The organism is Vibrio sp. J2-4 (assembly GCF_021728155.1).
GTDB classification, from domain to species: Bacteria; Pseudomonadota; Gammaproteobacteria; order Enterobacterales; family Vibrionaceae; genus Vibrio; species Vibrio diabolicus.
In genome coordinates this window covers 370,695-383,881 of sequence record NZ_JAKKCN010000001.1, presented here as the reverse complement: position 1 = coordinate 383,881, position 13,187 = coordinate 370,695, and the positions used below count along the sequence as shown (strand labels likewise).

The window sequence follows — 13,187 nt, the reverse complement described above, 5'->3', positions numbered from 1 at the left end:
TCTGAATTTAGTTTGCTTGTAGTTTTAATAAGGTGTGACCAAGGCCAATGTTGTCGGTTCTTTCGGCGACAGATAAACCTGCCGCTTCGACAATTTCTAAGAAATCATCACTGCGATAAAAACGACTATTGCCGTTGGCTAAACAGGTAAAGTAGAGAGAGGTTGCATTAAGACTATAGGAAGCACCCGCGTATTTTTGGGCATCCCAAAATAGCTCCAATACGTAAATAGTATCTCCCTTCGTTAACTGGGCTTTGACTTTTTTAAGGATATTTAGGATCTCAATTGGTGAAAAGCAATCCAAGAACTGGCTCATCCACCATACGTCAGCATGCTCAGGCAATGTTTGTGCTTTATCAAGCATGTTAGCAGGGTATGGACGTACACGCTCGGCGAACTGGTTTTCTGAGACATTTGACATCGCCACTTCTAATTGCTGCGGCAAATCGACAATAGTAACTTCAACATCAGGATCATGCTTACAACACTGAATAGCCCATTTCCCGGTATTTCCACCAATATCCACTAGGTGCTTTGGCTTGCTTGCAAACACTTCTTTAAGCAGTAATGGAAACGAGCGATCCGAATAGAAGTGATCGAACTTAAACCAACTCTGTTTGGCTTGGTCTGGCAGCGTCGACAGACCTTGATAAATCGTCTCCCAATTGCCCAACTCTTTCAAACCTGAAGGCTTACCTTCTTGAATCGCTTCCGTCAGATGCATCATCGCGGCGTAACAGACATCAGCCGTAAAATCCATGTTTGCGTTCGTCATACCATCGTGAAGAAGGTAAAAACCAAGGTTCGCAAGCGAATAGTTAGGTCTTTCCCATAAAACAATATGTGCGCTAATCGCCATATCCAACAATACTTTGACACCATATTCTGACACGCCCGTTTTCTCGGCAATGTCCGTGGCACTCATGCCTTGTGGACCGGCGCTGTCTAGCGCGGCTAAAATACCTAAATCTCGGAGCGTTCTGGCGGTCTGGAACACGATTGGTGCAAAAGATAACTTCTGAGCTTCTGTTTTTGCTTCAAAAGCATTAAAAGGGTCATTATTTTGATTTAACACGGAAAAACCTAACTGCAATTAATATTTTTATTGTTTAGACTGAGAGCCTAACAATGCAATAGCTCGTTGAATATCAACATTCAAGTTGTTTATCCAACGATTGTAATTGCGATGGATTTTGCCATCACTGGCTTTTAGATTTACTGAGTTGAGATAAATAATTGAGTAATATTTGTTGTTATATGGAATTTTTACTTCTGCAAAGTGTTTACGAACGTGAATTTTTGCAATAAGAACGCCTGGGCTTACTTCTTCAATCGTCCAACCTCGGTTGGTTGCCGATTGCACAATGGCCATTTTTACTTGTTTATTTTGAAGATCATAAGCAACTGGAGTATCCTCCACATTCATTACAGGTTGTACTCGTCCACAACCGACAAGAAGCAAAGTTAATAATAACGAGACATACAGCTTAAAACGCGACATGATAATTTCCTTTTTTATTATGACTTTGGGTAAAGCCCAATTTGTATCGAGCTGTAAAATAAACAATTTAACCCAATATGCCAAACTCGAAGATCAACATTTCGTTCAATATTGATGCGTGGACAGCGAATTCATTCGGTTTATCCGAATCCAATGAATGGAAACAATGGGCAACAGAGATAAAATGGCCAGAAGATGGCAAAATCAATGTTGCAGATATTCCTGCGATGATGCGCAGAAGAATGAGTCCACTTAGCAAACTGGCAGTGCAAACGGCAATCGAATTGCTTAATCAACATCAGGTTGATTACCTCGTATTTTCGAGTCGTCATGGCGAATTGCATCGCAGTGTTGCGTTAGTTAAAGATATTATTAACGGTGAAGAAGCGTCTCCGATGGCTTTTTCTCAGTCAGTGCATAATACCGCCGCAGGGCTTGCCACTATTGCAACCAAACAGCCCATCCCCCTAACTTCGATCGCTGCGGCAGAAAACACATTCCAAAGTGCAATATTAGAAGCATGGCTGTTTTTGTCCGACAATCCTGACAAAAAAGTCCTGCTTGTTGATTTTGATGAGCCTATGCCTGACTCTTATTTAGAATATGAAAACCAACAATACCAAGGGTTTGGACTCGGCTTGATACTTTCTCATGGAGATAGCTTCACGGTACAAAGCGGCATCAGTGCAAAATGCTCAAACCATCCGTTGCCACAAGGCCTAGCGTTTTTGCAACACTACTTGTTAGATGAAAATCAGTGGACTATTCACGCTCCGCAACAAATTTGGGAATGGCACAAGCAATGAGTCGCTTAAATCAGTATTGGCGTGTGCTAGCAACCGGCTTTTGTTTTTCAGTATTTGGGTTAGGTGGTTTAGCACTAAGCTTCATTGTTATTCCGACCATTCGTATTTTCGTTTCAGACCAAACGGAACGTGAATATAAAGTTCAAGGTGCGATTCGATATTCATTCAACACCTTTTGTAAATTGATGAAGTTAAGTGGAGCAATCGATTACGAAATTATTGGTGCCGATATTCTTCAACAAGATCGTAATTGTTTAATTGTTGCCAACCATCCTAGTTTAATCGATTACGTTCTCATTGCTTCACAATTAAATCGCTGCGACTGTTTAGTAAAATCGGCAATATGGTCGAATCCTTTTATGAAGCACATCGTAAAAGCAGCCGGATATATTCCCAATGAAGCGCCGGATGATTTATTAGCACTTTGTGATGAACGATTTAACAAAGGCAACGTGTTGCTTATATTTCCTGAAGGGACAAGAACAACACCTGGTGTAGAACCAAAATTACAACGCGGCGCAGCGCAAATTGCAGTAAGAACAGAACGAGATTTAAGGGTTGTCCATATTACGGTAACGCCAAGTTTCCTCACAAAAGAGAAAAAATGGTATCAAGTACCGGCAACAAAGCCTTTTTTCAGGGTTGAAGTTAAGGATAAAGTTGAGATTGACCCTTTTATAAAGCAAACTACGTCGCCGACAATAGCGGCGCGACGCTTACAACAGCACCTAGCTGAAAACATTTTTCCAGAAAACTTTTATTAATAAGCAGGTCCCAGTGGAACAGTTACACAACGACATTAAGCAACTTATTATTGATGCTTTAAACCTTGAAGATTTAACCGTAGATGATATTGAAACGGATGCACCACTTTTTGGTGATGGACTTGGCTTAGATTCTATCGATGCACTTGAGCTTGGACTCGCAATTAAAAAACAATACAACATCGTTATTGATGCCGACGACTCAAACACGCGCGAACACTTTGCTTCTGTAGCAAACCTAGCGAAATACGTTTCTTCTCAAACTAATGAATAAGTTGTAGGTATATTCATGACTGATGTAAATAAAGATCAAGTATTTGAACAAGTTAAAGATGCGCTTGTTGAGCTGTTCGAAATTGACGCAGCCGACATTCAGTCAGATGCGCACTTATACCAAGATCTCGACCTTGATAGCATTGACGCCGTTGATTTGGTCGTACACCTACAGAATGTCACTGGCAAAAAAATCAAGCCAGCAGAGTTTAGTGCTGTAAGAACCGTTGACGATGTGGTTAACGCCGTCACTGAGTTATTGAAGGAAAGTTAATGCGCCAATTGCTGACTGGTCTGTCTGCAATTGTACTGTTTGCCTACCCCTTCGCCGTCTATTTCGGTATAGATAAATTTGGCTTGAACTTAGTCGGGGGCTTGTTAATTGCTGCGTTACTTTTGCGTGTTTTCGTCGCAAATAAGACCCCACTAAAAGAGTTTAAATTCTTGGCGCTCGCTACGGGCGCTGTTGGCATTGTTCTAATTACACTTGGCATGGTGTTTAAACAACACGGGTGGCTTCAGTTTTACCCTGTGGTTGTCAATGTATGTATGCTGTGTGTCTTTGGGCTGAGCTTAAAACAGCCGCAATCAATCATTGAAAGGCTTGCTCGCTTGCAAGAGCCTGACCTTCCGGCTAGTGGCGTGGCTTACACACGCAAAGTCACGATGGTTTGGTGCGTTTTTTTTGTACTGAATGCCGCTTTTGCGCTCTATACCTGTTTCCTACCAGTAAAAATATGGACGCTTTATAACGGCCTCATCAGCTACTTACTTGCTGGTGGCTTGTTCGCTGGAGAATGGATCGTGCGTCAATTTGTTCGAAAGGAACACTAATCGTATGAATACAACGTATTCGAGCTTTACCTCCCTAGCGACCTTGTTCGTCGCAGAGAGGCCTGAGCAATCCCCTGTCTCTTACGATCGCGACACAGTTATCACTTGGGGTGATTTCCAGCAGCACGTCGCAACGCTTGCTCAGCAGTTAGAAACCCAACCAACGCAAAACATTGCGTTGTGTTTTGGCAACAGCTACCTGTTTGCCGTTGGCTTTTTCGCTTGTTGCCACGCAGGAAAATCCATTGTATTACCTGGTAATTACCAACCAGAAGCACTCAAAGAGCTCAGTGATCACTACGATTTGTTGCTGCATGATGCCGATGTCTCGGTTCCAGAACAGGTGAGTTCGCTTTTAATCGAAGCTAGTTCATTGTTAGAAACCACATTGACTAACAAACAACAGGTTGACCAACCTTATGTTTGGCGTGAATTGAATCTGGCACAAATACCAGTGACGCTATTCACTTCGGGTTCAAGCGGCAAACCAAAAGCCATTGCAAAAACGCTGAAACAGCTCGATATCGAAGTTGCTATTCTAGACAACCTGTGGGGCGACACGGTTGCCAACACACGCGTTGAAAGCACCGTCTCTCATCAACACATTTACGGCTTGCTGTTCCGCGTATTGTGGCCTTTGTGCTCTGCACGTCCATTTTCAGCACACAACCTTGAGTTCCCAGAGCAAATTGTCCATCACGCCGATGCTGACACCACGCTAGTAAGCAGCCCTGCGTTACTAAAACGACTCAGTGAAGAGCATAATCCGGTCGCGATTCGGTGCGTATTTTCTTCTGGTGGCCCCCTGCCAAACCAAGCCGCGCAACACAGCCAGCTGTTGTTTGGGTCACTTCCTATTGAAGTCTTTGGCAGCACAGAAACCGGCGGCATCGCTTACCGTCAGCAGCACGTAGCCAGCACTCCTTGGACGTTATTCCCTGGTGTTGAAGCCGAGCTTAACCATGAAAATTGTTTAAAGCTCCGCTCGCCACACATTGATGAAAACACTTGGTACCAAACTGCGGATGAATGCTATTTCCATGATAGTATTTCTTTTGAATTGCTTGGACGCACTGACCGAATCGTCAAAGTCGAAGAAAAGCGTATTTCCCTTGTCGAAGTGGAAAAACGTTTAGAGCAATTGCCGTGGGTTCAAGAAAGCGTGGTGATCCCAATGGAAGAATCTGGTCGCCTCACGTTAGTCTCGATCATCGTACTTAACGATAAAGGCAGCGATGTGCTTAATGAACTTGGTAAAGGCAAATTTTGGCTTGAGCTTCGCAAGGCACTGCGCAATTGGCTAGAACCGATCGCTATCCCGAGAAAATTCCGAGTGGTCGACGAAATTCCATTGAACAGCCAAGGCAAACGCCAAGTTGCTGAAATTGAAAAATTATTCCAATAAAGCTAGTAACATGGAAAAAAGAAAACCAACTATTCAGAATATTGAAGTTAGTGACCACACCGCGGAGCTGTCGCTGCGTGTGGATGCTGACATCTTAGATTTCCAAGGTCATTTCAGTCACTTTCCTCTTTTACCCGGCGTCACTCAAATTGACTGGGCGTTGTTCTACGCCGTTCAATATTTGAACACCCCCAAGGTATTTAAAGGAATGGAAGTCATCAAATTTCAAGAGCCGATTCTGCCAAACGCCGACGTTTGTCTCTCACTCTCTTGGGACAATGAGCGCGAGAAATTGACCTTTAAGTACACATCGAAAAACGGTGAAACCTTGGTGACTCACTCTTCAGGCAAAATGAAACTGGGTGAGTCACGTGAGTGATTACCGTCCCTGCTTTTTAATTCCTTGCTACAACCACGGCAGCACAATTGCAGACGTGGTTGCGTCGTTATCCTCTTTCGATTTGCCAGTGCTGGTCGTGGACGACGGCAGTAATGAAGACACCAAACAAGCGCTTTCAGCGTTGAGTGAGCAAGGGCTGATAAAACTGATTAGTTTGAGTGAAAACCAAGGCAAAGGTGGCGCGGTGATGGCTGGCCTACATCAAGCTCACCAGCTTGGTTTTACGCACACCATTCAAATCGACGCAGACGGTCAACACGACCTAGAAGCATTGCCGAAATTGCTCAGCGCCAGCGAAACAAAACCAGATAACCTGATTTCTGGCCAACCGATATACGACGAGAGCGTACCTAAATCCCGTTTGTATGGTCGCTACGCTACGCACGTTTGGGTGTGGATAGAAACCTTGTCACTGTCTATAAAAGACAGCATGTGCGGCTTCCGCGCCTACCCAGTGGCGAAAACGGTCGCCGTGTTGAACAAATACAACATCGGCAAACGCATGGATTTTGACATCGAAATTCTGGTGCGAATGTACTGGGAAGGCGTCGATATTGATTTTGTTCCAACGCGCGTGATCTACCCTGAAGGTGGCATTTCCCACTTCGACGCATTGTGGGATAACGTCAAGATAAGCTGGATGCACACTCGCCTATTTTTTGGCATGTTGCCGCGCATTCCTTCGCTACTCGCCAGAAAGCGCCGTCACACAGATGACAGCAATGCCCACTGGTCGAAACGAAAAGAACAAGGCACGATTTTAGGCATCAAAACCTTGCTCGCGGTTTACCGCTTGTTCGGTAGAAAAGCGTTCGACCTGATTTTAAAACTAGTCATGCGCTACTACCACTTCACGGGTAAATCTGCCCGCGAAGCGTCTGAGATTTACCTGCAAAACTTGCAGCGCTACGCAGCGCAGCAGAACATCGCACTACCAAAACAGTTGGACAGCTATCATCATCTGCTTTCTTTTGGGCGAACCATGCTCGACAAACTGGCTGCATGGCAAGGTGACTTTAACGTCGATAACCTAACCATTCACGGCCAGCATCATTTCGAAGAGATGGCGCAGAAAAAACAAGGCGTGCTCATTTTAGGCTCGCATCTTGGCAATATCGAACTCTGCCGCGCGCTTGGTCGTCGACACTCTCATGTCAAAATCAATGCCTTGGTATTTACCCAACACGCTGAACAATTTAATGCGGTAATGAAGGCGGTAAACCCAAATTCGGAACTGAATCTGATTCAAGTCAGCTCAATGGGGCCAGACACCGCGATTCTGCTTCAACAAAAAATCGAGCAAGGCGAATGGGTGGTGATCGTTGGCGATCGCACTTCCACCAGCAAAGAAAATCGTGTCGTTTGGGCAGATTTTCTTGGTAAACCCGCGCCATTCCCGCAAGGCCCATTCATGCTGGCCTCGGTATTAAAAGCACCGGTTTACCTACTCTTCGGCCTACGCGACGACGAAGCAAACACTCCGCATTTTAATGTGTACTTTGAACACTTTAGTGACCAAATCACGCTACCACGCAAGGAGCGTCGGCAGGCACTAGAACGCGTTGTTCAACAGTACGCACAAAGATTAGAACACCACACACTGCAAGCGCCGTTACAGTGGTATAACTTTTTTAACTTCTGGACTTTAAGTAATCAGCCACATGACAAACAACAATAATCACAACATCACTTTTGGTGCCCAATCTTTAACCATCGAAGATGTCGTTGCCATTGCTCAAGGTGCAAAGGCAAGCATGAACACCTCGCCAGAATTTACCGCGAAAATCGATCGTGGCGTGGCGTTTCTGGAACGATTACTGAAAGAAGAAGGCGTTATTTACGGCGTGACCACGGGTTACGGCGATTCATGTACAGTGGCGATTCCACCCGCGCTTGTGGATGAACTTCCGTTGCACCTTACGCGCTTCCATGGCTGTGGCTTGGGTCAAATCCTTTCTCATGAACAGGCTCGCGCGGTGTTGGCAACCCGTTTATGTTCATTGTCGCAAGGCGTATCTGGCGTATCTCACGATCTGTTGAACCAAATCGTTACGCTTATCAATCACGACATTGCGCCGCGTATTCCACAAGAAGGCTCGGTGGGCGCAAGCGGCGATTTAACGCCTCTGTCGTACCTAGCGGCGACCTTGATTGGCGAGCGTGAAGTGCTTTACAAAGGCGATGTGCGACCAACACAAGAAGTGTTTGCAGAGCTGGACATTGAGCCAATTCGCCTAAAACCAAAAGAAGGTTTGGCGTTAATGAACGGTACATCCGTGATGACTGCCCTCGCCTGTCTTGCCTACAAACGCGCAGAATACCTAGCTCAGCTATGCACCAAGATTACCGCGATGGTCTCTGTGGGTATGCAAGGTAATGACTTCCATTTTGATGAAGCGCTGTTTGCGGTAAAACCTCACCCTGGTCAACAGCAAGTTGCGGCTTGGCTGCGTGATGATCTTAATGCTGAACGTCCGCCACGCAATAGCGACCGACTGCAAGATCGCTACTCGCTGCGTTGCGCGCCACACGTAATTGGCATGGTGCAAGACTCACTGCCTTGGCTACGTCAATTGATCGAGAATGAACTAAATAGTGCCAACGACAATCCAATTATCGATGGCGACAACGAGCGCGTTCTGCACGGCGGTCACTTCTACGGTGGTCATATCGCAATGGCGATGGATACGTTGAAAGTGAACATTGCCAACTTAGCTGATTTGCTGGATCGTCAGATGGCGCAATTGATGGATTACAAGTTCAATAACGGCCTGCCGTTTAACTTAACCGGTGCAGAAGGCGAACGTAAACCGATCAACCACGGCTTTAAAGCGGTTCAGATTGGTATCTCAGCTTGGACGGCAGAAGCGTTGAAAAACACCATGCCAGCGAGCGTTTTTTCTCGCTCAACCGAGTGTCACAACCAAGACAAAGTGAGCATGGGCACCATTGCGGCTCGTGATTGCTTACGCGTACTTGAGTTAACAGAGCAAGTTGCTGCGGCTTCACTCCTAGCAAGCGTTCAAGCGGTTGAGATTCGTCGTCGTCATAACGAATTGGACGAACACCACATGAGTCAGAGTTTGCGAGTAATTCGTGACGCCGTACTGAGCGAGTTTGAATTTGTGATTGAAGATCGCCCATTAGAACAAGATTTGCGCCATTTCATTGAACGCATTCAGCAACGTCATTGGCCACTCTACGCGGAGGTATAATGCAAGAGCAGGTTCTCTACCCATTAGAAGCGGAGGTGACTATGGTCACCTCTTTTCAAGATGCTGACCCGATGGGCGTGATTTATCACGGCAACTTCTTTCGATATTTTGAAGAAGCGCGTCGTGTGCTGATGGAGAAGATCCAATACAGCTATCGCGATATGCAAGACTCTGGGTACATGTGGCCGATCATCGACACGCGCGTTAAATACGTCAAGGCGATTCCGTTTAATCACACCATTCGTATTACCGCGCAACTCACTGAGTGGGAAAACCGCTTACGTGTGGATTACGTGATTTACGACGCCGATACGAATCAACGTATGTGCAAAGCGCATACAACGCAAGTCGCCGTATCCATTGAAAAGCAAGAGATGTGCTTTGTTTCTCCAGCAGTCTTTTTAGATAAAGTAGAGCAATGGCACAACCATGGGAGCCTGAACTAATGCAAAAGTGGTTACTCTCTTTTTTGCTAATATTTTCTGTTTCAGCACTGGCAACATCGACAGTAAATGTAACGGATTTGGCATCGCTTCAACAGCAGTTGTCTCAGCATGAAATCGTACGCGGAGATTTTACGCAGCAGCGTCATCTGGAAATGTTCACTCAACCTCTAACCTCTAAAGGTCAGTTCACACTGAGCAAAACACATGGCTTGTTGTGGCAACAAACAGAACCTTTCGCAGTCAATTTGGTATTGACGGAAAACAAACTTCGTCAGACTTTTGCCGACCAAGCTCCGAAAACGATCTCTGCAGAAGAAAACCCAATGGCGTTCTACTTTAGCCATGTATTTTTATCCGTGTTCCACGGGGATACTTCTGCACTGCAAGAACAATTCACACTCGATTTTTCAGTTGAGAACAATCAGTGGCAGCTCGTTTTAGTGCCAAAACAGTCACCATTAAATGCAGTATTTCAATCCATCACTCTTTCCGGTAAAACGCACATTGATCGCCTAACCCTACAAGAGCTGCGCGGCGATAAGACCGAAATCACGTTTACGAACCAGACCTCTCTACCTCAGGAACTCACGGATGCCGAAGTCGCTCAATTCCGTTTCTAAACTCAGTCTCGGCACTCATACCTTTGCTCTGGTTTGGCTCAATCTCGTTGTTTTAGCGGGCGCGTTGCTACTCAAACAATGGGTTTGGAGTGCAGAATCTCCGATTGAGACCAACATTTTAAAACTGCTGCCGAAGAACCAACAAAACCCGGTGGCTGAGCAAGCCTTTGAGTCGGTCTCGGCAAGTATGAGCGACAAAGTCATTTTCGTGATCACAGCGCCGGACAAAAATGCCCTTTTTGCAGCGGCCGCTGAATTTGATAAGGGGTTACGCCAAAGTAATCATTTTCGCGATGTGGTAGGAAAAATCTCACCTCAAGAACAGCAAGCTTGGGCGAGTTACTACTTTAAGCACCGCTTCCAATTGCTGACGCCTGAACAACGAGAGCGTTTAAGCCAAAATCCAGAACAGCAAGTGCAGCATGTGATTCAGTCGCTGTACAACCCGTTTTCTGGAGTGACCGGGCAAGAGTTACAAAATGATCCTTTCTTGCTATTTCGTGATTATTTAAGCCAAGTTACCCAGCAATCGTCCTCTTTCCGGTTGGATAACGGCTATCTATCCGTCGAAAAAGACGGTGCTCAATACTTACTTATTACTGCTGAGCTTAAAGACTCGCCTTATAGCCTAGCTGGGCAGCTTGCAGTCCCTGATATTCAAGCGCTAGAACAAAGCGTCGCGCAGAAATATGGCGCTGAAGTCTCACATACAGGCGTTCTATTTTACGCCGACTTTGGTACGCAAAGTGCCAAATCGGAGATCAGTACCATCGGTGTGTTCTCTCTGCTCGGTATCATTGCATTGTTCGTGTTGGTCTTTCGTAGTGTGATGCCACTGTCTCTGGCACTGCTTTCCATCACCATTGGTTTGCTCGTTGCGTTGTCCGTTACGACGTGGATTTTTGGAAAAGTCCATCTGTTCAGCTTAGTGTTTGGCGCAAGTTTAATCGGCGTGTCTATCGACTACGCATTCCACTACCTAACCGAACGTCTTGCGGCGGGAAATGAATGGGATAGCGAGCAAGGGTTAAAGCATATTTTCATAGCGATCACACTTGGCTTAATCACCAGTTTGATCGGCTATTTGGGCATGTTAGTGGCGCCGTTTCCTGGTTTGCAGCAGCTTGCGCTGTTTTCATCCATTGGTCTGATTGCCGCTTACATCACCGTGGTGGCTTGGTATCCGATACTGGCTCGTAACCCATCGCGCACCATTTCGAATTTACCGGGACAATCACTGTTGGCGAAATGGTTAACGCTTTGGAATCAAACTCGAATTAAAGTCGGATTACCGATGTTATGTGTGGTTGCGAGTGGCTTTTTCTTGCTGCAATTGAACTACGATGACGACATTCGTCTGCTGCAAACGATGCCGAATGATCTCAAGCAGCAAGAAACCTTGATTACGACGCTCAGTGGCATGCAATCTTCGCAGCAAATGTTGGTCGTTACCGCCGACGATGACGAAAACCTAATGAAAAAGCTGGAGTCTTTGACGCCAACATTAGAAGCGTGGAAAGCGGACAGCACCATCGAAAGCTATCAGAGCCTGAGCCGCTACGTGAGCTCAGTGGAACGTCAGCAACAAGACTATCAATTGATTCACGATCTTTACGCGACACAATCCAGCCCACTTGCATCCGGACTGGGCTTAAATAAAAAGCCCAAAATGGACGCCGACTTTATCCCTGTCACGGTTGAGCAGTACTTGCAAAACCCGGTATCGGCACCTGTGCGTTTTCTTCATTTGGGTAAGATCAAAGGAAAATCGGCAACGGTAGTGGTGTTAAACCAATTGCAAGACTCCGCCGTTGTTAAGTCATTTGCCAAATCGCAGCCTGACGTTGCCTACCTAAATAAAGCAGAAGAAATATCCACCCTATTTGGTGAATACCGAATCAAAATCATGGAGCTATTGGTAGCCGCCAGTGCTGTGATCTTTCTGGTATTAATCAAGCGGTACGGTCTGCAACACAGTTGGCGAGTTTTACTGCCATCATTGATTGCTTGCGCCTGCGGTCTGGCAACGGCTGTCGCGATGGGAACGACATTAAACCTGTTCAACTTGCTTGGCTTGGTGCTCATTCTTGGTATAGGGATCGATTACACTCTGTTCTTTGCCGAGAAAGCGCGCAGTGTGAGCACACTATTGGCGATCACCCTTTCGGCAATAACCACTATGCTGTCATTTGGGTTGCTGTCACTAAGCCAAACTCACGCGATTCACAGTTTCGGCATTACGGTGTTAAGTGGTATTTTTGTTGCTTGGCTGCTCTCTCCGATTGCGATTAAAACAGAGGAAACGACGTCATGATTTTTAACCATGCTTTTCGCTGCGCGACGTTAATCGTACTGAGTCTGTTTTTAAGTGCATGCAGCTTGGTACCTCATCAATCTACGCCTCAAGTCGATATTGCTGAGAACACCCAAGTTAACTTACCGACTCCAACCAGCTTGGGCTATCAGTTGACGGCCAGCCAATTGATTACGGCCTCTTGGGTAATTGATGGCAAACCCACATCTGAGCAACTTCCAGTGCAACTGCAAGTGACTAGCAACGAAGTGGTACTGGCAGGCTTCTCATCTTGGGGGACGCGAGTGCTCTCGTTGTCTTACGATGGAGAACAAATCCAAACCGAAGTACTCAACGGTTTGCAAGGTACGCTACCGCAGCCAGAACAGGTATTATTTAACCTGATGATCACGCTCTGGCCGAGTTCCGCTTGGGAAGGATCGTTAAATGAGGTAAGGTGGCAAATGATTGATAAAAATAATTCTCGCGCCATCTTTGATAGCGACGGTGAAAAGATCATTGAGATTCAATACAGTTCTTCTAACAAATTAGAGGGTAAGATTGATTTTCACCACCTCAAGCATCAGTTTTCAATTTCTATTCAGACACTGCAACATCAGATTAATTAAG

15 protein-coding genes are annotated in these 13,187 nt (G+C 45.7%); 13 read left to right on the top strand and 2 right to left on the bottom strand.

Features of this window, described 5'->3' with window-relative positions; all coding sequences use genetic code 11:
• Positions 1–7 precede the first annotated feature (7 nt).
• Positions 8–1,075, bottom strand: coding sequence for a methyltransferase (locus L3V32_RS01785; RefSeq protein ID WP_237283712.1), 1,068 nt, complete (start codon positions 1,073–1,075; stop codon positions 8–10).
• A gap of 27 nt (positions 1,076–1,102) precedes the next feature.
• The gene (locus tag L3V32_RS01780) at positions 1,103–1,501 is read right to left on the bottom strand and encodes a hypothetical protein (RefSeq protein ID WP_005390458.1); all 399 of its coding nucleotides are present in this window, start codon (positions 1,499–1,501) and stop codon (positions 1,103–1,105) included.
• 77 nt (positions 1,502–1,578) lie between these two features.
• Here L3V32_RS01780 and L3V32_RS01775 point away from each other — a divergent pair, with 77 nt between their 5' ends.
• The 13 genes from L3V32_RS01775 to L3V32_RS01715 are packed head-to-tail and all read left to right on the top strand — an operon-like array spanning position 1,579 to position 13,186.
• On the top strand, positions 1,579–2,307 hold the full coding sequence (locus L3V32_RS01775; RefSeq protein ID WP_237283711.1) for a beta-ketoacyl synthase chain length factor: 729 nt from the start codon (positions 1,579–1,581) through the stop codon (positions 2,305–2,307).
• Positions 2,304–3,071: a 1-acyl-sn-glycerol-3-phosphate acyltransferase gene (locus L3V32_RS01770; protein ID WP_006742871.1), complete on the top strand. Its 768-nt coding sequence runs from the start codon at positions 2,304–2,306 to the stop codon at positions 3,069–3,071. The genes L3V32_RS01775 and L3V32_RS01770 overlap by 4 nt, the downstream gene beginning before the upstream one ends.
• 13 nt (positions 3,072–3,084) lie before the next feature.
• Positions 3,085–3,345 (top strand): phosphopantetheine-binding protein, encoded by a 261-nt coding sequence (locus tag L3V32_RS01765; RefSeq protein ID WP_005382278.1) that lies wholly within the window; start codon positions 3,085–3,087, stop codon positions 3,343–3,345.
• Positions 3,346–3,360: 15 nt separating this feature from the next.
• A complete protein-coding gene (locus L3V32_RS01760) occupies positions 3,361–3,618 on the top strand; it encodes an acyl carrier protein (RefSeq protein WP_005382279.1) in 258 nt (85 codons plus the stop codon).
• On the top strand, positions 3,618–4,178 hold the full coding sequence (locus L3V32_RS01755) for a hypothetical protein (RefSeq protein WP_145474319.1): 561 nt from the start codon (positions 3,618–3,620) through the stop codon (positions 4,176–4,178). Before L3V32_RS01760 ends, L3V32_RS01755 begins: the two co-directional genes overlap by 1 nt.
• Positions 4,179–4,182: 4 nt before the next feature.
• Positions 4,183–5,583, top strand: a complete 1,401-nt coding sequence (locus tag L3V32_RS01750; protein ID WP_237283710.1) for an AMP-binding protein — start codon at positions 4,183–4,185, stop codon at positions 5,581–5,583.
• Positions 5,584–5,593: 10 nt separating this feature from the next.
• Positions 5,594–5,962, top strand: coding sequence for a 3-hydroxyacyl-ACP dehydratase (locus L3V32_RS01745; protein WP_005460551.1), 369 nt, complete (start codon positions 5,594–5,596; stop codon positions 5,960–5,962).
• On the top strand, positions 5,955–7,661 hold the full coding sequence (locus L3V32_RS01740; protein ID WP_237283709.1) for a glycosyltransferase: 1,707 nt from the start codon (positions 5,955–5,957) through the stop codon (positions 7,659–7,661). The genes L3V32_RS01745 and L3V32_RS01740 overlap by 8 nt, the downstream gene beginning before the upstream one ends.
• On the top strand, positions 7,645–9,198 hold the full coding sequence (gene hutH, locus L3V32_RS01735) for a histidine ammonia-lyase (RefSeq protein WP_140114539.1): 1,554 nt from the start codon (positions 7,645–7,647) through the stop codon (positions 9,196–9,198). Before L3V32_RS01740 ends, hutH begins: the two co-directional genes overlap by 17 nt.
• Positions 9,198–9,644 carry a thioesterase family protein gene (locus L3V32_RS01730; protein ID WP_237283708.1) on the top strand — a complete coding sequence of 149 codons (447 nt, stop codon included), beginning with the start codon at positions 9,198–9,200 and terminating at the stop codon, positions 9,642–9,644. The genes hutH and L3V32_RS01730 overlap by 1 nt, the downstream gene beginning before the upstream one ends.
• Positions 9,644–10,264 carry an outer membrane lipoprotein carrier protein LolA gene (locus L3V32_RS01725; protein ID WP_237283937.1) on the top strand — a complete coding sequence of 207 codons (621 nt, stop codon included), beginning with the start codon at positions 9,644–9,646 and terminating at the stop codon, positions 10,262–10,264. Before L3V32_RS01730 ends, L3V32_RS01725 begins: the two co-directional genes overlap by 1 nt.
• Complete coding sequence (locus L3V32_RS01720; protein ID WP_237283707.1) at positions 10,236–12,578, top strand: MMPL family transporter; 2,343 nt, start codon at positions 10,236–10,238, stop codon at positions 12,576–12,578. The genes L3V32_RS01725 and L3V32_RS01720 overlap by 29 nt, the downstream gene beginning before the upstream one ends.
• On the top strand, positions 12,575–13,186 hold the full coding sequence (locus L3V32_RS01715; RefSeq protein ID WP_025627142.1) for a DUF3261 domain-containing protein: 612 nt from the start codon (positions 12,575–12,577) through the stop codon (positions 13,184–13,186). The genes L3V32_RS01720 and L3V32_RS01715 overlap by 4 nt, the downstream gene beginning before the upstream one ends.
• The last annotated feature ends 1 nt before the right edge of the window (position 13,187 follow it).

Excerpts from the sequence above, each read along its gene's own strand:
- L3V32_RS01755 (WP_145474319.1), top strand. The coding sequence starts at position 3,618 with ATGCGCCAATTGCTGACTGGTCTGTCTGCAATTGTACTGTTTGCCTAC.
- L3V32_RS01720 (WP_237283707.1), top strand. The coding sequence starts at position 10,236 with ATGCCGAAGTCGCTCAATTCCGTTTCTAAACTCAGTCTCGGCACTCAT.
- L3V32_RS01715 (WP_025627142.1), top strand. The coding sequence starts at position 12,575 with ATGATTTTTAACCATGCTTTTCGCTGCGCGACGTTAATCGTACTGAGT.
- L3V32_RS01725 (WP_237283937.1), top strand. The coding sequence starts at position 9,644 with ATGCAAAAGTGGTTACTCTCTTTTTTGCTAATATTTTCTGTTTCAGCA.
- L3V32_RS01775 (WP_237283711.1), top strand. The coding sequence starts at position 1,579 with ATGCCAAACTCGAAGATCAACATTTCGTTCAATATTGATGCGTGGACA.
- hutH (WP_140114539.1), top strand. The coding sequence starts at position 7,645 with ATGACAAACAACAATAATCACAACATCACTTTTGGTGCCCAATCTTTA.
- L3V32_RS01745 (WP_005460551.1), top strand. The coding sequence starts at position 5,594 with ATGGAAAAAAGAAAACCAACTATTCAGAATATTGAAGTTAGTGACCAC.
- L3V32_RS01760 (WP_005382279.1), top strand. The coding sequence starts at position 3,361 with ATGACTGATGTAAATAAAGATCAAGTATTTGAACAAGTTAAAGATGCG.
- L3V32_RS01770 (WP_006742871.1), top strand. The coding sequence starts at position 2,304 with ATGAGTCGCTTAAATCAGTATTGGCGTGTGCTAGCAACCGGCTTTTGT.
- L3V32_RS01780 (WP_005390458.1), bottom strand. The coding sequence starts at position 1,501 with ATGTCGCGTTTTAAGCTGTATGTCTCGTTATTATTAACTTTGCTTCTT.
- L3V32_RS01730 (WP_237283708.1), top strand. The coding sequence starts at position 9,198 with ATGCAAGAGCAGGTTCTCTACCCATTAGAAGCGGAGGTGACTATGGTC.
- L3V32_RS01750 (WP_237283710.1), top strand. The coding sequence starts at position 4,183 with ATGAATACAACGTATTCGAGCTTTACCTCCCTAGCGACCTTGTTCGTC.